At 63.2% G+C, this 24,089-nt stretch carries 21 protein-coding genes, 1 tRNA gene and 1 pseudogene; 15 read left to right on the plus strand and 8 right to left on the minus strand.

The features are described 5' to 3' along the window. Positions 1-341: 341 nt before the first annotated feature. From LU684_RS24335 to LU684_RS24375, 9 genes are all read left to right on the plus strand, one after another. Positions 342-2,063 (plus strand): tetratricopeptide repeat protein, encoded by a 1,722-nt coding sequence (locus LU684_RS24335; protein WP_016484864.1) that lies wholly within the window; start codon positions 342-344, stop codon positions 2,061-2,063. A 4-nt stretch (positions 2,064-2,067) separates the two neighbouring features. After that, positions 2,068-2,685, plus strand: coding sequence for a lipoprotein insertase outer membrane protein LolB (lolB, locus tag LU684_RS24340; RefSeq protein WP_016484863.1), 618 nt, complete (start codon positions 2,068-2,070; stop codon positions 2,683-2,685). A gap of 4 nt (positions 2,686-2,689) precedes the next feature. Further along, a complete protein-coding gene (gene ispE, locus LU684_RS24345) occupies positions 2,690-3,550 on the plus strand; it encodes a 4-(cytidine 5'-diphospho)-2-C-methyl-D-erythritol kinase (RefSeq protein WP_232895142.1) in 861 nt (286 codons plus the stop codon). Positions 3,551-3,570: 20 nt separating this feature from the next. Then, positions 3,571-3,645 (plus strand) — tRNA-Gln (locus tag LU684_RS24350). A 48-nt stretch (positions 3,646-3,693) separates the two neighbouring features. Further along, positions 3,694-4,635, plus strand: a complete 942-nt coding sequence (locus tag LU684_RS24355) for a ribose-phosphate pyrophosphokinase (RefSeq protein WP_003247410.1) — start codon at positions 3,694-3,696, stop codon at positions 4,633-4,635. A 118-nt stretch (positions 4,636-4,753) separates the two neighbouring features. After that, positions 4,754-5,347 (plus strand): 50S ribosomal protein L25/general stress protein Ctc, encoded by a 594-nt coding sequence (locus LU684_RS24360; protein WP_016484861.1) that lies wholly within the window; start codon positions 4,754-4,756, stop codon positions 5,345-5,347. A 79-nt stretch (positions 5,348-5,426) separates the two neighbouring features. After that, positions 5,427-6,011: an aminoacyl-tRNA hydrolase gene (gene pth, locus LU684_RS24365; RefSeq protein WP_009686183.1), complete on the plus strand. Its 585-nt coding sequence runs from the start codon at positions 5,427-5,429 to the stop codon at positions 6,009-6,011. A gap of 23 nt (positions 6,012-6,034) precedes the next feature. After that, positions 6,035-7,135 carry a redox-regulated ATPase YchF gene (gene ychF / locus LU684_RS24370; RefSeq protein ID WP_016484859.1) on the plus strand — a complete coding sequence of 367 codons (1,101 nt, stop codon included), beginning with the start codon at positions 6,035-6,037 and terminating at the stop codon, positions 7,133-7,135. 173 nt (positions 7,136-7,308) lie between these two features. Further along, positions 7,309-8,313 carry a SulP family inorganic anion transporter gene (locus tag LU684_RS24375; protein WP_102667907.1) on the plus strand — a complete coding sequence of 335 codons (1,005 nt, stop codon included), beginning with the start codon at positions 7,309-7,311 and terminating at the stop codon, positions 8,311-8,313. Between the two features lie 144 nt (positions 8,314-8,457). Here LU684_RS24375 and ppk2 read toward each other — a convergent pair whose 3' ends face one another. Together ppk2 and ycaC are read right to left on the minus strand one after the other, a co-directional pair. Then, complete coding sequence (gene ppk2, locus LU684_RS24380; RefSeq protein WP_023048692.1) at positions 8,458-9,276, minus strand: polyphosphate kinase 2; 819 nt, start codon at positions 9,274-9,276, stop codon at positions 8,458-8,460. 105 nt (positions 9,277-9,381) lie between these two features. After that, a complete protein-coding gene (ycaC, locus tag LU684_RS24385; protein WP_232895144.1) occupies positions 9,382-10,002 on the minus strand; it encodes an isochorismate family cysteine hydrolase YcaC in 621 nt (206 codons plus the stop codon). A 268-nt stretch (positions 10,003-10,270) separates the two neighbouring features. On the opposite strand from ycaC, the gene LU684_RS24390 reads away from it, so the two are divergent. The 4 genes and pseudogenes from LU684_RS24390 (at position 10,271) to LU684_RS24405 (ending at position 15,133) form a co-directional block, all read left to right on the plus strand. Further along, complete coding sequence (locus LU684_RS24390; protein WP_232895146.1) at positions 10,271-10,660, plus strand: YybH family protein; 390 nt, start codon at positions 10,271-10,273, stop codon at positions 10,658-10,660. A 93-nt stretch (positions 10,661-10,753) separates the two neighbouring features. Further along, positions 10,754-12,253, plus strand: a complete 1,500-nt coding sequence (locus LU684_RS24395; RefSeq protein WP_016484854.1) for a purine-cytosine permease family protein — start codon at positions 10,754-10,756, stop codon at positions 12,251-12,253. A 13-nt stretch (positions 12,254-12,266) separates the two neighbouring features. Then, entirely contained in the window at positions 12,267-13,697 is a 1,431-nt protein-coding gene (locus tag LU684_RS24400; protein WP_232895147.1) for an aldehyde dehydrogenase family protein, read from the plus strand. Between the two features lie 217 nt (positions 13,698-13,914). Beyond that, positions 13,915-15,133 (plus strand): annotated as a pseudogene (locus LU684_RS24405) (DUF3422 domain-containing protein). A 132-nt stretch (positions 15,134-15,265) separates the two neighbouring features. Here LU684_RS24405 and LU684_RS24410 read toward each other — a convergent pair. From LU684_RS24410 to LU684_RS24420, 3 genes are all read right to left on the minus strand, one after another. Next, the gene (locus LU684_RS24410) at positions 15,266-17,677 is read right to left on the minus strand and encodes a DUF3772 domain-containing protein (protein WP_016484851.1); all 2,412 of its coding nucleotides are present in this window, start codon (positions 17,675-17,677) and stop codon (positions 15,266-15,268) included. 56 nt (positions 17,678-17,733) lie between these two features. Beyond that, positions 17,734-18,786 (minus strand): bifunctional DNA-binding transcriptional regulator/O6-methylguanine-DNA methyltransferase Ada, encoded by a 1,053-nt coding sequence (gene ada / locus LU684_RS24415; protein ID WP_232895148.1) that lies wholly within the window; start codon positions 18,784-18,786, stop codon positions 17,734-17,736. Between the two features lie 135 nt (positions 18,787-18,921). Beyond that, positions 18,922-19,548: a DNA-3-methyladenine glycosylase family protein gene (locus LU684_RS24420; RefSeq protein ID WP_016484849.1), complete on the minus strand. Its 627-nt coding sequence runs from the start codon at positions 19,546-19,548 to the stop codon at positions 18,922-18,924. A gap of 171 nt (positions 19,549-19,719) precedes the next feature. On the opposite strand from LU684_RS24420, the gene LU684_RS24425 reads away from it, so the two are divergent. Both LU684_RS24425 and LU684_RS24430 read left to right on the plus strand, forming a co-directional pair. Continuing rightward, a complete protein-coding gene (locus LU684_RS24425; RefSeq protein ID WP_016484848.1) occupies positions 19,720-20,235 on the plus strand; it encodes a sigma-70 family RNA polymerase sigma factor in 516 nt (171 codons plus the stop codon). Then, positions 20,228-21,178: a FecR domain-containing protein gene (locus tag LU684_RS24430; protein ID WP_191087257.1), complete on the plus strand. Its 951-nt coding sequence runs from the start codon at positions 20,228-20,230 to the stop codon at positions 21,176-21,178. Before LU684_RS24425 ends, LU684_RS24430 begins: the two co-directional genes overlap by 8 nt. A gap of 29 nt (positions 21,179-21,207) precedes the next feature. On the opposite strand, the gene LU684_RS24435 is transcribed toward LU684_RS24430, so the two are convergent. The 3 genes from LU684_RS24435 to LU684_RS24445 all read right to left on the minus strand — a co-directional run bounded on the left by LU684_RS24435 (position 21,208) and on the right by LU684_RS24445 (position 24,000). Further along, the gene (locus LU684_RS24435; RefSeq protein ID WP_232895149.1) at positions 21,208-22,374 is read right to left on the minus strand and encodes an MFS transporter; all 1,167 of its coding nucleotides are present in this window, start codon (positions 22,372-22,374) and stop codon (positions 21,208-21,210) included. A gap of 83 nt (positions 22,375-22,457) precedes the next feature. Beyond that, positions 22,458-22,595 carry a hypothetical protein gene (locus LU684_RS24440; RefSeq protein WP_016484845.1) on the minus strand — a complete coding sequence of 46 codons (138 nt, stop codon included), beginning with the start codon at positions 22,593-22,595 and terminating at the stop codon, positions 22,458-22,460. 190 nt (positions 22,596-22,785) lie between these two features. Continuing rightward, complete coding sequence (locus tag LU684_RS24445; protein ID WP_016484844.1) at positions 22,786-24,000, minus strand: MFS transporter; 1,215 nt, start codon at positions 23,998-24,000, stop codon at positions 22,786-22,788. Positions 24,001-24,089 lie beyond the last annotated feature (89 nt).

Raw genomic sequence — 24,089 nt, forward strand, 5'->3', positions numbered from 1 at the left:
TGCTCCCGGGAGGACCGCGCTGCAGGCCCCATCCTGGGGCCCAGCGCTTGACGGGCATCCATGCCCGTCACCTCCCTGCGCAAGCCCTGCGCTCGGCCTCCTGAAGTCGCAATCTGCGTCGCTTGAACTATCGCGCGCTTAGAAGCAGAAGCAGAAGCAGAAGCAGAAACAAGAGCGTGAGCGCGCGCGAGCGCTGGGCATCGTGGCAATGCCCGGGCGAACGCTGCGCGCGCTGCGCGGTCTGCATGTGCTGAGCGTAGCTTCATACCTTCGCAGGTGGGTTTGCCCCCGCGCTTGTGTCATCATGCTCCGACCGCCGGTGAGTCCTCCTAAAGCCTTCTATGAACAAACCATACGCATTGCTGCTTGCCTTCGCCCTGCTCCAGGGCTGCCAGAACCTGGCCCCGCAAAAGGCCGAGCCTCCCATCGCCGAAGCCGGCAAGGGCGAGGCGGAAAAGCCCGTGGTGTATGGCTCGTTCAAGCAGGACACGCTGTACAGCCTGCTGGTCGCGGAACTGGCTGGCCAGCGCAACCGCTTCGATATCGCCTTGGCCAACTACACCGACCAGGCAGCAAAAACCCAGGACCCCGGGGTTTCCGAGCGTGCCTACCGCATTGCCGAATACCTCGGCGCCGACGAGCCGGCGCTGGATAACGCGCTGGTCTGGGCCCGCAATGACCCGCAGAACCTCGACGCCCAGCGCGCCGCCGCCATCCAGCTAGCCCGCGCCGGCCGTTATGACGACGCCATGGCCTACATGGAAAAAGTGCTGCAGGGCCAAGGCGACACTCACTTCGACTTCCTCGCCTTGTCAGCCGCCGAAACCGACCAGAGCACCCGCGACGGCTTGCTGCAAAGCTTCGAGCGCCTGCTGGTGAAATACCCCGACAACGGCCAGCTGATATTCGGCAAGGCACTGCTGCTGAACCAGGACGGCAAGGCTGAAGAGGCGCTGGAGCTACTCGAATCGCACCCGACGCAAAACGGCGAAATTGCCCCGATCCTGCTGCGCGCCCGCCTGCTTCAGGCCCTGGACCGTGGCCCCGAGGCCCTGCCGCTGCTGCGCGGCGCGATCCGCGACAACCCGGATGACAAGCGCCTGCGCCTGACCTATGCCCGCACCCTGGTCGAACAGGACCGCATCGGCGATGCCAAGGGCGAGTTCCTCAGCCTGGTCCAGCAATACCCCGACGATGACGAGCTGCGTTACTCACTGGCCCTGGTGTGCCTGGAAAACAAAGACTGGGATGAAGCCGAAGGCTACCTGCAGGAGCTGGTCGAGCGCGACAGCAACGTCGACGCCGCACACCTGAACCTGGGCCGCATCCGCGAAGAACGCCACGACCCCGCTGGCGCCCTGCGCGAGTACGCCCTGGTCGGCCCTGGCCCCGATTACCTGCCGGCGCAGCTGCGCCAGGCCGACATCCTGATTGCCAACGGCCGCGGCACCGAGGCTTCACGCCTGCTCGCCGAGGCCCGCGAAGCCCAGCCGGACTACGCCATCCAGCTGTTCCTGATCGAATCGGAAAGTTACAGCAACAACAACAAGGACGCCCAGGCCAGCCAGGTGCTGCAGCAAGCCATCCAGCGCTACCCGGACGACCTCAACCTGCTGTACACGCGCGCCATGCTGGCCGAAAAGCGCGACGACCTTGGCCAACTGGAAAAGGACCTGCGCGCCATCATCGCCCGCGAGCCGGAAAATGCCATGGCCTTGAACGCCCTGGGCTACACCCTGGCCGACCGTACCACCCGCTACACCGAAGCCAAGGCGCTGATTGACAAGGCCCACCAGCTGACCCCGGACGACCCGGCGGTACTCGACAGCCTGGGCTGGGTCAATTACCGTCTGGGCAACCTCGACGAGGCTGAAACCTACCTGCGCCAAGCCTTTGCCAACTTCCCCGACCACGAAGTGGCCGCCCACCTGGGCGAAGTGCTGTGGGCTAATGGCAAGCGCCGCGAAGCCCGCCAGGTATGGGCCAAGGGCTTCGAAGCCCAGGCCGACAGCCCCATCCTGCGCAAAACCCTTTTGCGCCTGACCGGATCCGAGACCCTTTAACGCCATGTTCCTGCGCCATTGCATCACCTTCACCCTGATCGCCCTGCTGGCTGGCTGTGCCGGCTTCGGTAGCCGCGAGGCCCTGCAAGGGCACGGCGACCCGCAGCAGTGGCGCGCCCATAAAGCGCAGTTGAGCAGCCTTGATGGCTGGCAGATCAACGGCAAAGTCGGCATCCGCGCGCCGCGCGATTCAGGTAGCGGCACGCTCTTCTGGCTGCAGCGCCAGGACTATTACGACATTCGCCTGGCTGGCCCACTCGGCCGTGGTGCCGCACGACTGACCGGCCGCCCCGGTGGCGTTGTGCTCGAAGTGGCCAACCAGGGCCGCTTCGAGGCCACCAGCCCGGAAGCCCTGCTGGAAGAGCAGCTCGGCTGGCAGCTGCCAGTATCGCACCTGGTGTGGTGGGTCCGCGGCCTGCCCGCCCCCGACAGCAAGAGCAAGCTGACTCTGGACGGCGACAGCCGCCTGGCCAGCCTTGACCAGGATGGCTGGCAGGTGCAGTACCTGAGCTACACCGAACAGAATGGCTATTGGTTGCCCGAGCGCCTGAAACTGCACGGCAAGAATCTGGACGTGACCCTGGTGGTCAAGGACTGGCAGCCACGCCAGCTGGGGCACTGATTTCATGCACACGCTGACCCTGCCCGCCCCGGCCAAGCTCAACCTGTGGCTGCACATCATCGGGCGTCGCGCGGATGGCTATCACGAGCTGGAAACCGTATTCCAGTTTCTCGACCATGGCGACGAACTGAGTTTCGCCGTACGTGACGATGGCGTGATCCGCCTGCACACCGAGATCGAGGCAGTACCGCACGACAGCAACCTGATCGTGCGTGCTGCGCGCAAGCTGCAGGAACAGTCCGGCAGCCCATTGGGTGCCGATATCTGGCTGACCAAAGTGCTGCCCATGGGTGGCGGCATCGGCGGCGGCAGCTCGGACGCCGCAACCACCCTGCTGGCCCTCGCCCACCTGTGGCAACTGGACTGGGACGAAGACCGCCTGGCCGCACTGGGCCTGAGCCTGGGTGCCGACGTACCGGTATTCGTGCGCGGCCATGCGGCGTTCGCCCAGGGTGTGGGCGAACAGTTGACCCCGGTTGACCCTGTAGAGCCTTGGTATGTCGTGCTGGTGCCGCAAGTGTCTGTCAGCACAGTAGAAATTTTTTCACATCCGCAGTTGACACGTGATTCCCTCCCCCTTAATATGCGCCCCGTTCCCGAGGGAAACAGTCGAAATGACTGCCAACCGGTGGTAGAGCAGAGTTACCCAGAAGTTCGCAATGCGTTGAATTCACTGGGTAAATTCACTGAGGCTCGACTAACCGGCACTGGAAGTTGTGTGTTTGGGGCCTTCCCAAGCAAAGCCGAAGCTGATAAAGTTCTGGCCCTTCTTTCAGCGACCCAAACAGGGTTTGTGGCGAAAGGAAGCAATATTTCGATGTTGCATCGCAAGCTGCAAAGTCTGGTCAAGAAGTCGAGCGCATAAGCGTTCGCAGCAACAGATACAGGGGCGTCGCCAAGCGGTAAGGCAGCAGGTTTTGATCCTGCCATGCGTTGGTTCGAATCCAGCCGCCCCTGCCATTTTCCTTATACTCATCCAGGTATACCCTCAGCCTTCAGGTACTGCGCGTGTCCAAGATGATGGTCTTTACGGGGAACGCTAACCCCGATCTGGCTCGGCGTGTCGTACGTCAGCTGCATATCCCTCTCGGTGACGTCTCTGTCGGTAAGTTCTCCGACGGCGAAATCAGCACTGAGATCAATGAAAATGTTCGCGGTAAAGACGTTTTCATTATTCAGCCGACTTGTGCCCCGACCAACGATAACCTGATGGAACTGGTAGTGATGGCCGACGCCTTCCGCCGCTCCTCAGCATCCCGAATCACCGCCGTGATTCCTTACTTCGGATATGCCCGCCAGGACCGCCGTCCGCGTTCGGCACGTGTAGCCATCAGCGCCAAAGTTGTCGCTGACATGCTCACTGTCGTGGGTATCGACCGTGTTCTCACCGTCGACCTGCACGCTGACCAGATCCAAGGCTTCTTCGATATCCCCGTCGACAACATCTACGGCTCGCCCGTACTGGTAGACGATATCGAAGACCAGCGTTTCGAGAACCTGATGATCGTCTCCCCGGACATTGGTGGTGTCGTGCGTGCACGTGCAGTCGCCAAGTCCCTGGGTGTCGACCTGGGTATCATCGACAAACGCCGCGAAAAGGCTAACCACTCCGAGGTTATGCACATCATCGGCGACGTCGAAGGGCGCACCTGCATCCTGGTAGACGACATGGTCGACACCGCCGGCACCCTGTGCCACGCGGCCAAAGCCCTGAAAGAACACGGCGCTGCCAAGGTTTACGCCTACTGCACGCACCCTGTCCTGTCGGGCCGCGCGATCGAGAACATCGAGAAGTCGGTACTGGACGAGCTGGTGGTGACCAACACCGTTCCGCTGTCCGCCGCTGCTCAAGCCTGTGACCGTATCCGCCAGCTGGATATCGCACCGGTTGTCGCTGAAGCGGTACGCCGCATCAGCAATGAAGAATCGATCAGCGCGATGTTCCGCTAAGCGGAACGCGTGTTGATGTGAAGCGCCCCGCCCCAACATGTGTTGGGGCGGGGCTTTTTTGCCATCCCCGTTGGCGCTGGTCGCAAACGCTCTCGGGGGGCTATTTTGGAGAAACAAAATGACTGATTTTATCCTGAACGCCCAAGCGCGTACTGACCTGGGGAAAGGTGCGAGCCGCCGCCTGCGTCATGCGCTGAGCATCCCTGCCGTTGTCTACGGTGGTGACAAAGAAGCTCAATCCCTGACCATCCTGGCCAAGGAAATCACCAAGCTGTTCGAAGACGAAGCTGCCTTCAGCCACGTGATCGAGCTGAACGTTGACGGCGTCAAGCAAAACGTCATCGTCAAGGCCATGCAGCGTCACCCGGCCAAGCAGTTCATCATGCACGCTGACTTCATCCGCGTCGTTGCTGGCCAGAAGCTGACCGCTGTTGTTCCAGTGCACTTCATCAACGAAGAAGCACCGGTCAAGAAAGGCGGCGAGATCTCGCACGTTGAATCGCAGATCGAAGTTTCCTGCGAAGCCAAAGACCTGCCTGAGTTCATCGAAGTTGACCTGGCCAACGCTGAAATCGGCACCATCATCCACCTGTCGGACCTGAAAGCTCCGAAAGGCGTAGAGTTCGTAGCTCTGGCCCACGGTGATGACAAAGCTGTTGCCAACGTTCACGCTCCACGCGTTGCTCCAGAAGCAGAAGGCGCTGCCGAGTAATCCACTCGCACGCCGGCGTTGATCGGGTTACAGTGCCGCGCGCACTGTGACCCACCAACTCCAAGGAAGAGCCCCTGACGTGACCGCCATCCAGTTGATCGTTGGCCTGGGTAACCCCGGCCCCGAATACGAACAGACCCGGCATAACGCAGGGGCTCTTTTCGTTGAACGCATTGCCAGCGCCCAGCGTGTATCGCTGACTGCTGACAAAAAATATTTCGGCCTGACGGCTAAGTTCAGCCATCAGGGCAACGACGTTCGTTTGTTGATCCCCACCACCTACATGAACCGCAGCGGCCAGGCCGTGGCGGCCTTGGCCAATTTCTTCCGCATCAAGCCGGAAGCAATCCTGGTGGCGCACGACGAACTCGACCTGCCTCCGGGCGTTGCCAAGCTCAAGCGCGGCGGCGGCCATGGTGGGCATAACGGCCTGCGCGACATCATCGCGCAGCTCGGCAACCAGAACGACTTCCACCGCCTGCGGCTTGGCATTGGCCACCCGGGTGACGCCAAACTGGTATCCAACTTCGTCCTGGGCCGCGCGCCGCGCGCCGAGCAGGAGAAGCTCGACGCCAGCATCGATTTTGCCCTCGGCGTGCTGCCGGACGTGCTTGCCGGCGACTTTGCCAAGGCGATGCGCGAGCTGCACAGCCAGAAGGCCTGATTCCTTTAGAGAGGGGAATACCCATGGGTTTCAATTGCGGCATCGTCGGCCTGCCCAACGTCGGCAAGTCCACCCTGTTCAACGCCCTGACCAAGTCTGGCATCGCGGCGGAGAACTTCCCTTTCTGCACCATCGAGCCAAACAGCGGCATCGTGCCGATGCCTGATGCTCGTCTGGCTGCGCTGGCTGAAATCGTCAAGCCAAACCGCATCCTGCCGACCACCATGGAATTCGTCGATATCGCCGGCCTGGTTGCCGGTGCCTCGAAAGGCGAAGGCCTGGGCAACAAGTTCCTCGCCAACATCCGCGAGACCGACGCCATTGCCCACGTGGTGCGCTGCTTCGAAGACGAAAACGTGATCCACGTTTCCAACAGCGTCGACCCCAAGCGTGACATCGAGATCATCGACCTCGAACTGATCTTCGCCGACCTCGACAGCTGCGAAAAGCAACTGCAGAAAGTAGCCCGCAACGCCAAGGGCGGCGACAAGGAAGCCTTGGCGCAAAAGGCCATTCTGGAAAAGCTGATCCCGCACTTCACCGAAGGCAAGCCTGCACGCAGCCTGATGAAGAACATGGCTGACGACGAAAAAGCCGTCATCCGTGGCTTCCACCTGCTGACCAGCAAGCCGGTGATGTACATCGCCAACGTCGCCGAAGACGGCTTCGACAACAACCCGCACCTGGACGTGGTCAAGGCCATTGCCGAGGAAGAGGGCGCGGTCGTTGTACCGGTGTGCAACAAGATCGAAGCAGAAATCGCCGAGCTGGACGACGGCGAAGAGAAGGACATGTTCCTCGAGGCCCTGGGCCTGGAAGAGCCTGGCCTGAACCGCGTGATCCGCGCCGGTTACGAGCTGCTGAACCTGCAGACCTACTTCACTGCCGGCGTGCAGGAAGTACGTGCCTGGACCGTACGCGTCGGCGCCACTGCACCACAGGCTGCTGGTGTTATCCACACCGACTTCGAAAAAGGTTTCATCCGCGCTGAGGTGGTGGCCTATGACGACTTCATCCAGTTCAAGGGTGAAGGCGGTGCGAAGGAAGCCGGCAAGTGGCGCCTGGAAGGCAAGGATTACATCGTCAAGGATGGCGACGTGATGCACTTCCGCTTCAACGTCTGATTCAGCAGACGTTCACAGCGTCTCAAGAGACGACCCAGCCCTGAAACAGGCGAAATGTCTGTTCAGGACGGGTCACTCAACACGAAGAAGCCGCGCACCTGCGCGGCTTCTTCGTTTCTAGGGGCATAGCATCTAAGCTGAAACTCAGCACCCTCCTCCCCTGAGCCCGCACCATGCCCGAACCAACGCGCTTCGACTGGCAACGCTGGCTACCCGGCCTGGTGACCCTGCTCCACTATCAACGCGCCTGGTTAGCCAAGGACATCGCCGCCGGCCTGGTGCTGACCACCATGCTGGTACCGGTGGGCATTGCCTACGCCGAAGCGTCCGGCGTACCCGGAATCTACGGCCTGTACGCCACCATCATCCCGTTGCTGGTCTACGCCCTGTTCGGCCCCAGCCGAATCCTGGTGCTGGGCCCGGATTCGGCGCTGGCCGCGCCGATCCTGGCGGTGGTGGTGCAGCACGCCGCCAGCGACCCACAGCGGGCAATCGCCATCGCCAGCATGATGGCGCTGATCGCCGGGGCGTTCTGCGTGATTGCCGGGCTGCTGCGCCTGGGCTTCATCACCGAGTTGCTGTCCAAGCCGATCCGCTATGGCTACATGAACCGCATGCAACAGTGGGAGTTCTGGCTGTCGTTCACCTGCTTCGTCGGTGTGGCGGTGTTTGGGGCCATTCCCGGTATCTGCATTGCGGTGGCAATCGCGGTGATCGAGTTTCTGTGGGACGGCTGGCGGCCACACCATGCAGTGCTGGGCCGGGTGGATGGCACCCGGGGCTACCACGATGTGCAGCGTTATCCACAGGCTCGACGTATTCCGGGGCTGGTGCTGCTGCGTTGGGATGCGCCGCTGTTCTTTGCCAATGCCGAGCAGTTCCAAAGTACCGTGATGGCGGCCGTGGACGAGTCGCCGACGCCGGTGCAGCGGCTGATAATAGCGGTGGAACCAGTGACCAGTATCGACATCACCTCGGCAGACATGCTGGCCGAACTGGACCGGGCACTGGAGGCTCGAGGGGTGGAATTGCAGTTTGCCGAGATGAAGGACCCGGTGAAGGACAAGATGCGGCGGTTCGAGTTGTTTCAGCATATAGGGGAGACGGCCTTTCACCCCACGGTGGGTGCCGCTGTGGATGCTTATCTGGAAGAAAGTGGGGTTGATTGGCAGCCCTAGGTTCCTTGTACTGGCTGCTTCGCGGATTCCCCCCCTCCGAAAAACTCACGCCGACTCCGAAGGCGGTCCCACCACCGTCGCCTGCAGCAGGCTGCCGTCCTGTGGCATGAGCGCTAACCCTCGCAGCGCCCCACAGGGAGGGGTTCAAAAGCGTTCTTCGACGACCTTGAACGGGTAGGCCACGGCCTTGTACTTGCCGACCTTGCCGCGTTTGGGCAGCTTCACCACCCGGTCACGGGTGATGTCCTTGTACGGAATACGGCTGAGCAAATGGCTGATGATGTTCAGGCGGGCACGACGTTTGTCGTCCGAGTGCGCCATGAACCACGGCGCCCAGGCTGTATCCGAGGCCTGGAACATGTCGTCCCGTGCTTGGGTGTAGTCATCCCAACGGGTATACGATTTAAGGTCCATGGGCGAAAGCTTCCACAGCTTGCGACCATCGTTGATGCGATCCTCCAGGCGGCGGGTCTGCTCCTCGGCGCTGACCTCGAGCCAGTACTTGATGAGGATGATGCCCGACTCGACCATGACCTTTTCGAACACGGGCACCCCGGCGAGAAACTTGTCGACAAGGTTGCCGGAGCAAAAGCCCATGACCCGCTCAACCCCCGCACGGTTGTACCAGCTGCGATCGAAGATCACCACCTCGCCCGCGGCGGGCAAATGCCCCACGTAGCGCTGCAGGAACATCTGGGTTTTTTCCCGATCGGTCGGTGCCGGCAGCGCCACCACGCGAAACACCCGCGGGCTGACCCGCTCGGTAATGGCCTTGATGGTGCCGCCCTTGCCGGCGCCATCACGGCCTTCGAAGACAATGCATACCTTCAGCCCCTTGGCCACCACCCACTCCTGCAGCTTTACCAGCTCTACATGCAGATGCTTGAGCGCTTTTTCGTAGGCCTTGCCGCCCAGTTTTTCTGGCTGTTGCTGGGTGGATTTCTTCCTGGACGGCTTCGACATGACACTCTCCTGAGGGCGAATGAAGAGTCAGTATGGTCGATTCATACCGGTTTGCCGCTTCGCTTGCAGGTTGAGGCGGAGCTGCGGTGCAGCCCCGAGGAGGCGCTACTTGGCCAGCTTGTTGTAACTGGTCATCAGGTTGCGGTAGTCCGGTATATGGTTGGAGAACAGGGTACCCAAGCCCTCGACGTCGTTGCGCCAGTCGCGGTGCAGCTCGCAAGCCACGCCGAACCAGATCATCAGCTGCGCCCCGGCAGCCTCCATGCGCCGCCACGCCGAGTCACGGGTCAGCTCGTTGAAGGTGCCAGAGGCGTCGGTGACGACGAACACCTCAAAGCCCTCCTCCAGCGCCGACAGGGCCGGGAAGGCCACGCACACTTCAGTGACCACACCGGCAATCAGCAGCTGCTTCTTGCCGGTGGCTTTTACGGCTTTGACAAAGTCTTCGTTGTCCCAGGCATTGATGTTGCCGGGGCGCGCAATGTAGGGGGCGTCGGGGAACTGCTCTTTCAGTTCCGGCACCAGCGGGCCATTGGGGCCGGTCTCGAAGCTGGTGGTAAGGATGGTCGGCAGCTTGAAGTACTTGGCCAGGTCGGCCAGGGCCAGTACGTTGTTCTTGAAGCGGTCGGGGTCGATGTCCCTTACCAGCGAGAGCAGGCCGGCCTGGTGGTCGACCAGCAGTACGGCGGCGTTGTTCTTGTCCAGACGCTTGTATTGGAAGGTCACGGTGAACTCCTTGCTTCAGCGGGTTGGGAGTATCAGCGTAGGCAAGGATGAACGGTGGGACAGACCGTCAGTCGGTTCGCCTGTTGTTGCCTGTACTGGCCTCATCGCCGGCAAGCCAGCGCCCACAGAGTGGCGCACGGACAGAACCTGCGCCCCGCCATCACTTCACAAATTCCTGAACTGATTATTTGCCTTCAGCGATTTGTCCCCTCGCCAACCGCCACCAGAATCGCTTCACCATAATCACAAAAACCGTGAGGCCACTCCCGTGGACCAGACACTTCAGGTGCGCCAAGCCGCCGCCGACCTCGTTGCCGCGTTCGCCAGCAACGACACCGCCCGCTATTTCGCCTGTTTCAGCGAAGACGCGACGTTCCTTTTCCACACCTTGCCGCAACCGCTGCTGGCGCGCCGTGCCTACGAAGACCTCTGGGCCCAGTGGCAGGCCGAAGGGTTTGCAGTGCTCGCCTGCGAATCGGCCAATGCCCACGTGAGCCTGCAAGGCGATGTGGCGATCTTCATGCACGATGTGGCCACGCATATCCGCATCGCCGGTGAAGAACACCGCATGAGCGAGCGCGAGACTATCGTCTTCCGCCGCCAGGGTGACCAGTGGCTGGCCTGCCACGAGCACCTGTCGGTCGTCTCGCCGGCCTGATCACTTTTTTACGCGGCCCTGCCGCTCTGCCATCGCACCCACAAGAAGGCCCGCGCACTGCGCCGGCTACAACAACCGCGCTGGAGCATCACCATGAGCCACTCGACCGGTATCGAGACCAACGGCGTCGAACAGATCCCTGATGATCAACGCGACGCCTCCCCGCTGGACCTCTTCCGCCTGATCTTCGGCGGCGCCAATACCTTCGCCACCGCAGTGCTGGGCAGCTTCCCCGTGCTGTTCGGCCTGTCGTTCCAGGCAGGCGTTTGGGCCATTCTGCTCGGCGTTGGCGTGGGCGCCCTGATTCTTGCGCCGATGGGTTTGTTCGGCGCACTCAACGGTACCAACAACGCCGTGTCGTCGGGCGCGCACTTTGGTGTGCACGGGCGTATCGTCGGCTCGTTCCTGTCGCTGCTCACGGCCGTGGCGTTCTTCTCGCTGTCGGTGTGGAGCTCGGGCGACGCCCTGGTCGGCGGTGCCAAGCGCCTGGCCGGCCTGCCGGAAACCGACCTCACCCTGGGCCTGGCCTACGGCCTGTTCGCGGTGCTGGTGCTGGTGGTGTGCATCTTTGGCTTCCGCTTCATGCTGTGGGTGAACAAGATTGCCGTGTGGGCTTCAAGCCTGCTGTTCCTGCTGGGCATCGTGGCCTTTGCCGGGCCGTTCGATGCCGGCTACGCAGGCAGCGTCAACCTTGGCCAGGCAGGCTTCTGGGCGGCGTTCGTCGGTGCGGCGATCCTGGCCATGAGCAACCCGGTGTCGTTCGGCGCTTTCCTGGGCGACTGGTCGCGCTATATCCCGCGTGAAACACCCAAGGCGCGCATCATGCTGGCGGTGATAGCAGCCCAGGGCGCAACGCTGATTCCTTTCCTGTTCGGCCTTTGCACCGCCACCTTGGTAGCGACCCAGGCACCGGACTACATCGCCGCCAATAATTATGTGGGTGGCCTGTTGGCAGTGGCGCCAAGCTGGTTCTTCCTGCCGGTGTGCCTGATTGCGGTGATCGGCGGCATGTCCACCGGCACCACTGCGCTGTATGGCACCGGCCTGGACATGTCCAGCGTGTTCCCGCGCCTGCTCAGCCGCGCCGGCGCCACGCTGCTGATCGGTGTGCTGGCAATCGGCTTCATCTTTGTCGGCCGTTTCACTTTCAACCTGGTGCAAAGCGTGTCGACCTTCGCGGTACTCATCATCACCTGCACAAGCCCATGGATGGTGATCATGATCCTCGGCCTGATCACTCGCCGCGGTTTCTACCACGCCGATGACCTGCAGGTATTCACCCGCGGCCAGCGTGGTGGCCACTACTGGTTCCAGCATGGCTGGAACTGGCGCGGCATGGGGGCGTGGCTCCCCAGCGCGGCGGTCGGCCTGTGCTTCGTCAACCTGCCCGGGCAGTTCGTCGGCCCGCTGGGCGACCTGGCCGGCGGCATCGACCTGAGCCTGCCGGTCACCCTGGGGCTGGCTGGCGTGCTGTACCTGCTGCTGCTCAACCTGTTCCCTGAACCTGCGGGCGTGTATGGCCCCCAGGGCCCGCGCTGGGTGCGGTGCAAAAGCACCGCGCACACGCCTGTGACCACTGCCGAAATGGCCTGACTGGAAACCGACCATGACCAACTCCCACTACATCGCCGGCCGCTGGGTCGAAGGCCAAGGCAACGACTGCATCAGCGTCAATGACCCTGCGCTGGGGCAACCGTTCGCCGAGTTCATGGCTGCCAGCGTGGCCCAGGTCGACCAGGCCGTAGCCGCTGCCCGCAACGCCCTGCCCGCCTGGAAAAGCACCAGCGCCAGCGAACGTGCAGCTTTCCTGCGCGGCTTTGCCGAGCAGCTCGGGCAGCGCCGTGAAGCGCTGATCGCCTTGCAGATGCGCAACAACGGCAAGCCCCGTCACGAGGCGGAAATCGACCTGGATGACGCCATCGCCACCTTCTGCTACTACGCCGAGCTCGCAGAGCAGTTGCCTGCGAAGCATCGCGACGTCCCGCTGGCCGCCCCAGGCTTCACTGCGCGCACCCGCCTGGAGCCGGTGGGTGTGGTCGGCCTGATCGTACCGTGGAACTTCCCGCTGGTGACCAGCGCCTGGAAGCTCGCGCCGGCCTTGGCTGCCGGGTGCACCGTGGTGCTCAAGCCATCGGAGGTCACCCCGCTGATCGAGCAGGCCTACGGCCAGATTGCCGACGCTCTGGGCCTGCCGGCGGGGGTGCTGAACATTGTCAACGGCAAGGCCGAGACCGGTGCCGCGCTGAGCAATCACAATGGCCTGGACAAACTGTCGTTCACCGGCAGCAACAGCGTCGGCAGCCAGGTGATGCGCAGTGCGTCGGCACAGTGCCGGCCGGTGACGCTGGAGCTGGGCGGCAAGTCGGCGATCGTGGTGTTTGACGATTGCGATGTCGACCAGGCAGTGGAGTGGATTGTCGCCGGTATCAGCTGGAACGCGGGGCAGATGTGTTCGGCCACCTCGCGGCTGCTGGTGCAGGACGGTATTGCCGATGCACTGCTGCCACGCTTGCAGGCGGCACTGGAAAACCTGCGGATTGGCAACCCGCTGACCGAGGAGGTCGACATGGGCCCGCTGACCAGCCAGGCCCAGTGGCTGGAGGTGGCCAGCTACTTTGCCACGGCGCGCGAAGAAGGCTTGCAGTGCCTGGCCGGTGGCAAGGCGTTGGACCGCGACGGCTGGTTCGTCAGCCCTACGCTGTATACCGATGTGCCGAAACACAGCCGCCTGTGGACCGAAGAAATCTTTGGCCCGGTGCTGTGCGCACGCCGGTTTGCCAGTGAAGAGCAGGCGATTACCGAGGCCAATGACAGCCGCTTCGGGCTGGTGGCGACCGTGTGCTCTGCCGATTTGGACCGCGCCGAGCGTGTGGCCGATGCGCTGGAGGTTGGCCATGTGTGGATCAACTCGGTGCAGGCGGTGTTCGTCGAAACCTCGTGGGGCGGTACCAAGGGTAGCGGCATCGGCCGTGAGCTGGGGCCTTGGGGGTTGTCGGCCTACCAATCGGTCAAGCATGTGACGCGTTGCCTCGGCTGATATCGCAAGGGGCCGCGTTGCCGCCCATTCGCGGGTAAACCCGCTCCCACAAGTACGGTGCTGTCCTTGAAAATTGCACTGAACCTGTGGGAGCGGGTTCACCCGCGAAGAGGCCGGTACAGGTAGAACAAAACTCCGCCCTGCGTGACTTTCTCCGCCCGCTGCAAAGTCCCACTTCCTGGTACCCCAACAATCACAACACCAGGCCGGACCACCCATGCACCCTCAACGCACCGCCTTGCACAACGAACTGCACGCCCGCCCGTCGCTGTACTTCGACGGCCCGGCGCATGTCTTCCACCTGGCCTTTGCTCGGCGGTGATGCTGCCTGTGCAGCGCTGCTGCAACGCTGCTGCCCGGAGGCCCTGGACACCGCTGCCGCGCAAGGCATCACCTGCCTGGATGGCCACCCGTTCAAGTGGGAACGCCACACCGAGTTCTTCACCCTGACACTGATGGTGCCGTGCGCTGCCACCGACACCGAATGGCGGCCCCTGCCTCCCGTGCTGGCCGAAGCCATCGCCCCGCAGGTGGCGCAGGTGATCAACGCCGTGCAGGTGCTGGTGCGTGACGAACAGGGGCTTGACCTGCCTCGCTATGGTTTCAAAGATCCGTGCGGCTCGTGCGTTGGCGGGGGCGATGCGGTGGTGTGGAGCGATTTCCGCCTGACCGAAGATGGTACCAACCGTTTCCTGTTCATCAACCGCCGCCTCAGTGCCTACCGCCAGGGCCGCATGATCCGCCGTCTGCTGGAAATCGAGACGTACCGCATGATGGCCTCGCTGACCCTGGCCACGGCCAAGGCTCTGAGCCAAGAACTGGATACTTTCGACAAGACGTTGGTCAGCCTCTCGGAGCGCAGTGCCGGGGGGGACGGCCATGACTCCAAAGGGTTACTGGACGCCATTGCCCACTTGTCACGCCAGGTGGTCAGCCACACGGTAAAAACCCGCCACCGCTTCGGCGCCACCCAGGCCTATGCGCAACTGGTGTTCGAACGCCTGGGCGAGCTGCGGGAAAGCCATGTAGGCGACTGCCAGCGCCTGGGGGTGTTCATCGAGCGTCGGTTCAAGCCGACTGTGCGCTATTGCGCGGCGACCGAGCAGCGGCTGGAGCAATTGGCGAAAAACGTGGCAAACCTGGGCGACCTGTTGCAGGCGCGTGTTCAGGTAGAAATGGAAGAACAGAACGCCGAGATCCTGCGCAGCCTCAATGCCCGGGCCGATGCCCAGGTGAAGATCCAGCGGGCGGTAGAGGGGCTGTCGATCATTGCCATCACCTACTACCTGCTGAATTTGTTCAAGCTGCTGTATGGCGGGCTGAATGTGCTGGGGTTGGGGCTGACGGCGCGGGATGGACTGCTGGCCATGGCGCCTCCGGTGCTGCTGGTATTGTTGGTGATTCTGCTGAGGATCAAGCAGGCCAAGCAGCATTGAATTCGGGGGCGCTATGCGCCACTTTCGCGGCACAAGGCCGCTCCTACAAGGGATCGCGTGCCCTGATAGCGTTCGCATTCCCTGTAGGAGCGGCCTTGTGCCGCGAAAGGGCTGCGCAGCAGCCCCCGCTCTTTACACCGACTCGTCAGCGGGGCGCGTACCCTCCTGCACCAGCACCATGCTCTGCGGCGAAGACAGCGGAATGCCTTCATCACGCAGCCGCCCAAGAATGGTGAACAGCAAGTCGCTACGGGTGCCTGACACCTGCCGCGGCCCCGCCACGTAACCACTGACGCCAATCACCATGCCACTGGCAGTCAGGTCCTTGAACGACACCGAAGTGGCGGGCGCATCCAGAATCGCCTCATGCTCGTGGTACGCCGTCAACAACAGCTCGCGTACCCGGTTGGCGTCGGTCTCCAATGGCAGGGTCAAGGTAATGCCGACCACGCCCAGCGCATTGCCCATGGTCACGTTGCGCACGTTCTGCGAAATGAACTGGGAATTAGGCACGATCACCGTCGAGCGGTCGGACATCTGAATTTCGGTGGCGCGCACATTGATGCGGCGGATATCCCCCTCGACGCCCGCCAGGCTGACCCAGTCGCCCACCTTGACGGGGCGCTCGGTGAGCAGGATCAGGCCGGAGATGAAGTTCTGCACGATTTGCTGCAAGCCAAAACCGATACCCACCGACAGGGCACTGACCACCCAAGTCAGGCTGGTGAGGTTGATGCGCAGGGTCGACATTACCAGCATGGCCAGGAACAGGAAGCCCAGGTAGCCCACCAGGGTCACCAGCGAGGCACGCATGCCGGCGTCCATGTCGGTTTCCGGCAGCAGGCGGTCACTCAGCCAGCGCTTGACCACGCGAATGGCGAACAGGCCGCCGAAGAAGATCGCCAGGGCCAGCAGGATATCCTGCGGCACGATGTTGAGGTTGCCAAGCAGCTTGCCGCCGGTGCCGTCCCAGTCGCCCAGGCTCATCAGCAGCTCGCTGGGGCTGGTGCCCGACGGCATCAGCACCAGCAACAGCGCCAGGAACAGGATGACGGTACGGCCGATGCCGGCCAGGACAGTGCTGGCCTGTGCCTGGTGGCGAGGCGCCAGGCCCAGGGTCGAGGCCAGCGCCAGACCACCTGGCTGACGTGGCGACAGCAAGGTTTCGCACAGGTCACCGAAGAAGGTGGTCAGCAAGTAGGCACAGGTGACCACCAGGCTGACCCACAGCAATTTGGCGGTGAGGAAATAGGCGAGTGTCAGATAGCCGGTGAGCAGGGCCAGCAAGATCAGCGTCAGCCAGATCACCATCACGAACGGGATCAGCCCGGTCAGGCCGGTGGGGCGCTCCAGATCATGCTTGCGCAGGGTTCGGCGATAACCTAGCAATGCGCCGGCAAAGATAAGCGCCACCACCAGCGCGGTGAGGCCATTGACCGCCACAGTCAGTGCCAGGCTGGCGCCGATGACGCTGTTGATGCGCTCCATGGTCATCATGACCATCAGCGCCAACGCCAGTACCTTCGGGAACCAACCGAGCGCACTGGCCACTTCGTCATGGATCGGCGGCAGGCGCCAGGACGGGCGCTGCAGCATCAGCATGGCGCGGCCCAGGCCGGTGATGAAGGCGCTGAACACCACCAGGGTAAGGATGTGGTTGACCAGGCTTGCGATATCGGAGCCCAGCTGTGCGCTGCTCTCCAGGCCCCAGCGCAGCAGCGATACAGAGCCGGCAATGGTACCCAGGGTTGCCAGGCTGACGCCAAGCGCCAAGGCGCTGCGGCGCAAGCGGCCCTCGGGCAACCAGCCGACCATGGCACTGGCCAGCAGACGCTCGAGCACACGGCGCACCAAGGTCCAGACCAGAATCGCCGCCACCAGGCTGGTAATGAACAGCCAGCGGTTTTCGGCGCTGAGGGCACTGCCAATGGCATCGGCCGCCTCGCCGCGCAGGTCACGCACACGCGCCACGTCGTCCTGGGTAGGGCGGATGATGCTTTGCCAGAACGCCGGGCTTAGTGGCGAAGCCGCACGGCTGGTGATTTGCGAATTGAACTGGCTACGGCGCAGGTTGACGATTTGCGTGGAAAGGTCGCGAGCCGACTGATTCAGCTTGGTGGCCTGATCCTGCTGGGCTACCAGCGCCTTTTTTTCGGCCTCCAGCGCTTTGCGCTGCTGCGTGAGGGTGGCGGCCTCGTCCGGCTGGGCCGGGCCGATGACCTTCAGCTTGTCCTCGAGTTTTTCCAGGTCGGCGGTGCGCTGGGTACTCAATGCATCAGCCTGGCGCTGAACCTGCATCGCCGCCAGGCGCAATTGCGACAGCAGGTCGTCGTTGGCCTCGCTGGTGACGCCCTGGCGGATCAGGTCCAGCCGGTCGCTCAGCTGTTCGATGCTGGCGTTTTCATCCAGCGCTGGCGCATCGGCAGCCACCAGATTGGACAATGGCGTGGCCGGGGCCGACCAGGCCGGGCTGGCAATGGCCAGCATCAGGGCCAACAGGACCATCAGGCCTGGGCAAAAACGGGCAAGGCTGACACGCCTCATCGAAGTATCCTCTTTACAACTCGATTTGGCGGGGGATTCTACGCGGCTTCAGGCTATCAGGAGAGTGCCGTCTCTCGCGTGAGCAGTTGCTGTTTGCGCTCGACACCCCAACGGTAGCCACTGATATCGCCGTCCCGACGCACCACCCGATGGCAAGGGATGGCCACGGCGATGTGGTTGGCCGCACAGGCCATGGCCACCGCGCGCACCGCTTTGGGCGCACCGATTCGTTCGGCAATGTCGGTGTAGCTGACCCGGCTGCCGGCCGGCACCTCGCGCAGGGCCTGCCACACCCGCTCCTGAAACGCCGTACCTTGCACATCCAGTGGCAACGCCAGGCCCAGTGCCGGGGCTTCGACAAAGCCCACCACTTCGGCGACCAACTGTTCGTAGGCACTGTCGCCGCCGATCAGGCGGGCCTTGGGGAACTGGTCCTGCAGGTCGTACAACAGGGACTCGGGGTCGTCGCCCAGCAGAATCGCGCAAATGCCCTTCTCGCTCTGGGCCACCAGGATCGCCCCCAGCGAACACTGGCCGAGGGCGAAGTGGATGGTGGCCCCTGCGCCACCGGCACGGTACTGGCGGGGGAGCATGCCCAGGCGCTGATCGGCGCTTTCGTAGAAGCGGCTGTTGGAGTTGAAGCCGGCATCGTAGATGGCGTCGGTGACTGAACGCTGGCCATCTTCCAGGTGCTCACGCAGGCGCCGGGCACGAAAGGCAGTGGCATAGGCCTTGGGGGTAACGCCGGTTTCGGCCTTGAACAAGCGGTGCAGGTGGAAGGGGCTTACGGCCAGTTGCGCACTGAGCTGGTCGAGGCTGGGCGCAGGGTCGATGGTTTCGATCAGGCGGCAGGCGCGGGTGATCAGTTGGCTGTGGCGGGCGGCGCTGGCCTTGCTGATACAACGTTTGCAGGCACGATAGCCCGCGGCTTCGGCAGCAGCCGGGGAGTCGTAGAATTCGACATTGGTGCGCTTGGCCATGCGAGATTTGCAGCCGGGGTGGCAGTACACGCCCGTGGTACGTACGGCGTAGACGAAGTGGCCTGTGGCGGTGGAGTCGCGGGACGCCACGGCTTGCCAGCGTTGGTCGGGGGTGATGTAGAGATTCATGGGTTAGCATCCAGATAAGTTGTCGCCTGTACGGGCCTCTTCGCGGGCACGCCCGCTCCCACAGATCCTCTGCAGGGTTCGAGCCTGTGGGAGCGGGCATGCCCGCGAAGGGGCCCGTACAGGCGATGCAAAACTTCAGGCCCGCCACAGGTACCAGGCCGCCACGGTCCGAAACGGCCGCCAGCCGCCGCCCAGGGAGCGCATCTGCGCCGGTGTCGGCGCTTTGTCCAGGCCCTTTAGCCGTCGGTATCCCTCGCGAACGCCAAAATCGTCCACCGGCAGAATGTCCGAACGCTCCAGGCTATAAATCAGCAGCATCTCCACCGTCCATCGCCCTACCCCACGCAAGGCTACCAGGCGTTCGATCAGTGCTTCGTCGGCCATGGTCAATGCCTCTTCACGCGTCGGTACCAGGCCTTCCAGCCGCGCCTGGGCAATGCCCTGAATCGTCGCCAGCTTGCTCGCCGAAAAGCCGCAGGCACGCAGGATTTGCGGGCTGACCGTCAGCAATTGCTCTGCCGTCGGGAACGCACTCTCCGGGAACAACGCCAGCAACCGGCCAAGGATTGCTTCGGCAGCACGGGCATGCAGTTGCTGGTAGGCAATGGCCCGCACCAACGCCTCGTAAGGCTCCCGCCCCGGCGTGGCCTGGTGCAGGCAAGGCCCGGTCGCAGCAATGTGCCGCGACCAGTCCGGGTCGAGTGCTGCCAGGTATTCAGTGGCCTTGCGGTAGGCCTCGGGTGAAAGGTCGGCCAGTATCATGGCGCCTCCAACAGGTTGAATGCAGGGCCAGCTTAGCCCAACCATTCATCGGTTAAACGCCGGTTCTTGCGCGGCGAATTCCTGGCATACCATTGCCCTGTGCCGTTATCCCCGCATAGAATTGAGAACTATTCACAATCGCACAGTTCACAGGACCGGGCCCTCGTTACGATGCAGATCAACGACACGTTCAAGCCGACCGAGGTCGCTCTGCTCTATCAGGCCCACCATAGCTGGCTTCGCGGCTGGTTGCGCAACCGGGTGGGGTGCAGCGAGCATGCGGCCGACCTGGCCCAGGACACCTTCGTGCGGCTATTGCGGGCCCGCCAGGTTTCGCCGCTTAAAGAGCCACGCGCCTATCTCAGCAGCATCGCCCGTGGCCTGATGATCGACCAGTTCCGCCGTCGCGCACTGGAACACGCCTACCAGCAAAGTCTGGCCCACCTGCCCGAAGCCGAGGCACCCAGCGAAGAGCACCGGCTGGTCATTCTCGATGCCCTGGACCGCCTCGACCGTGCCCTGAACCAGCTGAAGCCGCGTGTTCGCCAGGCGTTTCTGCTGGCTCAACTGGACGGCTTGAGCATCGTGCAGATCGCCCAGCAGCTGGAAGTGTCGCGGGCCACCGTCGAGCGCGACCTGGCCAAAGCCTTGGGTGTCTGCTACCGGTTGCGTTACGCCGATGCATGAGCACGCCCCGGCACAGGCACAGGTCGACCAAGCCATCGACTGGCTGGTGAAGCTGCGCTTCGACCGCCCCACCCCCCGTACTGAGCAGCAATTCCAGCACTGGCTGGCCAGCCACCCGCACAACCCGCTGGCCTGGCAACGGGTCAGCCAACTGGGCGACGAACTGGCCGGGCTGCCCAAGGACCTGAGCCGGCGCACCCTGGACGGCAGCCAGCGCCAGCGCAGCAGCCGACGAGACCACCTCAAGCTACTGGCGCTGCTGGCCGTGGGCGGCAGCCTGGGCTGGGCCATGCGCGAACCTATGGGCCTGCCGCAACTGCTGGCCGACAGCAGCACCGCCACAGGTGAGCGGCGCCAGTGGCAAGCCAGCGATGGCAGCCACATACAGCTCAACACAGCCAGCGCTATCGACCTGCATTACAGCGCCGGGCAACGCCAGCTGGAACTGGTACGTGGCGAGGTCAGCCTGGACAGCAACCCCAACGACACTCGCCCGTTCCACATCGACACCCGCGTCGGGCCGCTGACCACCCTCAACGGCCAGGTGCTGCTGCGCGAAAACAGCCAGGGCCTGCTGCTGGCGGTGCGCCGTGGTGCAGTCACGCTGTTCCCCACATCGCCCTCGCCGCGGCAGGTGCATTCGGGCGAAACCGTGCAGGTGGGGGCCAATGGCAGTATTCACGCGGTGACGCTGCACAGCGACCCGTGGGGCTGGACCGACGGGGTGCTCAGTGTGCAGCAAATGCCACTGGCCGAGTTTGCCGCAGAGCTCGCCCGCTACCGTCCCGGCCTGTTGCGTTGCGCCCCTGAGGTGGCGAATTTGAAGGTGTCAGGTACCTATCAGTTGGGCGACACCCGTCAGATTTTGCAGCTGCTCACCCGCAGCCTGCCGGTGCGTATCGACTACCGCACGCGTTATTGGGTAAGCATCGGCGCGGCGTGAACGTCTGTCTGACCGGCTACCTCCTGCAGTTATCGGTCCGCCACTGGCCGCATCCGCCCATGCCGCCGGTATGACTGCCTGGCAAAGCACACGAACAGCCCGGCCATCAGCGCCAGCGCCATGGGCAGGCCATGCGGGGCCACATCCATCGCAGCGCCACTGACCAGCGGTCCGATCAGGCTACCCACCCCCCACAGCAAACCCACGCTGGCATTGGCAGTGACCAGGTCCTGGCCCTTGAAACGTTGCCCGATCAGCACCAGCGCCAGGGTATAGATGCCCCCCGCAACCGCTCCAAGCACCACCAGCAGCGGCCACAGCAGCCAGGTCATGTTCAGCAGCCACGGCAGGCCGATGCCAATCGACATCGCCACCAGCCCGCACGCCAGGTGCAGCCCGGTGCGCTCCACCCTGTCGGCCAACCAGCCCAGCGGCAGCTGGAACAGCATGTCGCCGGCAAACACCACTGTCACCATCAGCGCCGCCACGCCCACGGCAAAGCCATGGCTGGAGGCGTACACCGGCAACAGCGACAGCACCACCGCATCGAAGAACGAGAAGAACAGCACCGCCACACACAACGCCGGTGCCACGCGGAAGAACCCCGCCAGGCCGAAGCTCTTGTCGCCCTCTTCATGCTCGACATGGTCATTGGGTACGGTCAGCACGATGCACAGCAACGCCAGGCCATAGCAGGCGGTGACCACACCGGTGATCCACGGGCTGTTGGCGCCCAGCACCGCGAGCATGGCCGGGCCGAGTACCTGGAAGCCGGTAAAGCTGGTGGCATAAAGGGCCATGATCTTGCCGCGATTGTGATCAGGGCACAGTTCGTTGACCCACGACTCGCCGAGGATGATGGCGATGCCCATCCCCAGCCCCAGCCCCAGCCCCAGGCGCAGCAGCCCCAGCAGCCACAGCGAGGCGAAAGCCGACTCGAGCAAGGCGATGCTGACGGTGCACAGGCTGAAACTCAGCAGGTAGATGGTGCGCCGGGTGAGGTGGCGGCAGCAGGCGTCGACCAGGAACGCCGAGAGCATCATGCCCGCAGCGGGAATGGCCGAGATGATGCCGATTTCCAGGGTACTGGCCCCGGCCTCATGCAGGCGCAACGACACCAGTGGCAGGCTGGCCCCCAGGCTGAAGCCCACGACAGAAACGGCGAACAACAGGCCCGCCAGCAAACGCATGTTCATGTACCACTCCTTGCAAACCGAAAAGACGTGCAGACACAGGCGCGCACGCCGGGGCGGCGAGCGACGCAAAAGCGCAGATCAGTTCAGGCGAGGTGTGGCGAGAAGGTGAAGGCAAACAGCACGCTGCGGCGACGCTTGAGCACCGTGTCGCTCGGCCAGGCACGACGCAGGGCCTGGAGGGCAGGCTGGCGGGCATGTGGGAGGGACGGGTTACGGCGCATTGCTTTGGCTACTACGCAGGTGGTGGGTAAAAAGAGGCGGCACTCTAGCTACCTCAAGGGGGGGTAGTCAATCGGCCAGGGGCCTCTACGAGGCCCATTCGCAGCACAAGGCTGCTCCTACAACGAGCGCGTGCTGCCTGTAGGAGCAGCCTTGTGCTGCGAATGGGCTGCAAAGCAGCCCCCAGCAATTTCAGCGTTTACCTGTAGACGGCAAGAACACCGCCAGCAACCCGAACAACGGCAGGAACGAGCACAGCCCGTACACATACTCGATACCGCGCAGGTCCGCCACATACCCCAGCAGCGCCGCCCCAATGCCGCCAAAGCCGAACATCAGCCCGAAGAAAATGCCGGCGATCATGCCCACACTACCCGGCACCAGTTCCTGCGCATACACCACGATCGCGGAAAACGCCGAGGCCAGGATAAAGCCGATCACCACGCTCAGCACGGTGGTCCAGAACAGGTCCGCATACGGCAGCGCCAAGGTGAACGGCGTCACCCCCAGGATCGAGAACCAGATCACGGCCTTGCGCCCGATGCGGTCCCCGATCGGGCCGCCAAAGAACGTGCCCGCCGCCACTGCCCCCAGGAACAGGAACAGGTGCAACTGCGAGCTGGCCACCGACACATCGAACTTCTCGATCAGGTAGAAGGTGAAGTAGCTGGTGAAGCTGGCCATGTAGAAGTACTTGGAGAACACCAGCAGGCCCAGCACGATCAGCGCCGCGATCACCCGGTTGCGGGAAATGCCATGGGTGGCCTGCACCGCCTTGCGCGCCTTGGCCTGGTTGAGGTGCTCCTTGTACCAGCTGCGCAGCATCAGGGTTACACCGAGGAAGAACAAACCGGCCAGGCCGAACCAGGCCACGTGGGTCTGGCCGAACGGAATGACGATGGCCGCCGCCAGCAGTGGGCCCAGAGCAGAACCGGTGTTGCCACCAACCTGGAAAGTCGATTGGGCCAGGCCGAAGCGCCCGCCAGAGGCCAGGCGCGCAATACGCGAGGTTTCCGGGTGGAACGTCGACGAGCCGATCCCCACCAGCGCCGAGGCCAGCAGAATCATCGGGAAGCTGCCGACGAAGGCCAGCATCACGATGCCCACCAACGTGCACAAGGTGCCCAGCGGCAACAGGTTCGGCGTTGGCCGGCGGTCGGTAAAAAAGCCGACCCAGGGTTGCAGCAGCGAAGCGGTGATCTGGAACGTCAGGGTAATCAGGCCGATCTGGGCGAAGCTCAGGTCGTAATTGGCCTTGAGCATCGGGTAGATCGCCGGCAGCACCGACTGGATCAGGTCGTTGATCAAGTGCGCCAGGGCGCAGAAGCCGATGATGCGCATTACCAGCGGCGTCGCTTGGCTCGCCGCTGCGCTGGTGGACGCCGGGGAGGCGCTACTGGTGGCCATGTGCCTGAATCTCCGTCCGCAGTTTGGGATCCGATTATCGGGAAACAAATAGATACATAGCTACCTTTTTTATCCCTCTGTCGCAACGT

The organism is Pseudomonas sp. NMI542_15 (genome assembly GCF_021283425.1).
In the GTDB taxonomy this organism is placed as follows: Bacteria; Pseudomonadota; Gammaproteobacteria; order Pseudomonadales; family Pseudomonadaceae; genus Aquipseudomonas; species Aquipseudomonas fortuita.

Bases quoted from the DNA above. Each gene is read 5' to 3' on its own strand.
- LU684_RS24335 (WP_016484864.1), top strand. From the start codon at position 342: ATGAACAAACCATACGCATTGCTGCTTGCCTTCGCCCTGCTCCAGGGC.
- lolB (WP_016484863.1), top strand. From the start codon at position 2,068: ATGTTCCTGCGCCATTGCATCACCTTCACCCTGATCGCCCTGCTGGCT.
- ispE (WP_232895142.1), top strand. From the start codon at position 2,690: ATGCACACGCTGACCCTGCCCGCCCCGGCCAAGCTCAACCTGTGGCTG.
- LU684_RS24360 (WP_016484861.1), top strand. From the start codon at position 4,754: ATGACTGATTTTATCCTGAACGCCCAAGCGCGTACTGACCTGGGGAAA.
- ychF (WP_016484859.1), top strand. From the start codon at position 6,035: ATGGGTTTCAATTGCGGCATCGTCGGCCTGCCCAACGTCGGCAAGTCC.
- LU684_RS24375 (WP_102667907.1), top strand. From the start codon at position 7,309: ATGCCCGAACCAACGCGCTTCGACTGGCAACGCTGGCTACCCGGCCTG.
- ppk2 (WP_023048692.1), bottom strand. From the start codon at position 9,276: ATGTCGAAGCCGTCCAGGAAGAAATCCACCCAGCAACAGCCAGAAAAA.
- LU684_RS24395 (WP_016484854.1), top strand. From the start codon at position 10,754: ATGAGCCACTCGACCGGTATCGAGACCAACGGCGTCGAACAGATCCCT.
- LU684_RS24400 (WP_232895147.1), top strand. From the start codon at position 12,267: ATGACCAACTCCCACTACATCGCCGGCCGCTGGGTCGAAGGCCAAGGC.
- LU684_RS24410 (WP_016484851.1), bottom strand. From the start codon at position 17,677: ATGAGGCGTGTCAGCCTTGCCCGTTTTTGCCCAGGCCTGATGGTCCTG.
- ada (WP_232895148.1), bottom strand. From the start codon at position 18,786: ATGAATCTCTACATCACCCCCGACCAACGCTGGCAAGCCGTGGCGTCC.
- LU684_RS24420 (WP_016484849.1), bottom strand. From the start codon at position 19,548: ATGATACTGGCCGACCTTTCACCCGAGGCCTACCGCAAGGCCACTGAA.
- LU684_RS24425 (WP_016484848.1), top strand. From the start codon at position 19,720: ATGCAGATCAACGACACGTTCAAGCCGACCGAGGTCGCTCTGCTCTAT.
- LU684_RS24430 (WP_191087257.1), top strand. From the start codon at position 20,228: ATGCATGAGCACGCCCCGGCACAGGCACAGGTCGACCAAGCCATCGAC.
- LU684_RS24435 (WP_232895149.1), bottom strand. From the start codon at position 22,374: ATGAACATGCGTTTGCTGGCGGGCCTGTTGTTCGCCGTTTCTGTCGTG.
- LU684_RS24440 (WP_016484845.1), bottom strand. From the start codon at position 22,595: ATGCGCCGTAACCCGTCCCTCCCACATGCCCGCCAGCCTGCCCTCCAG.
- LU684_RS24445 (WP_016484844.1), bottom strand. From the start codon at position 24,000: ATGGCCACCAGTAGCGCCTCCCCGGCGTCCACCAGCGCAGCGGCGAGC.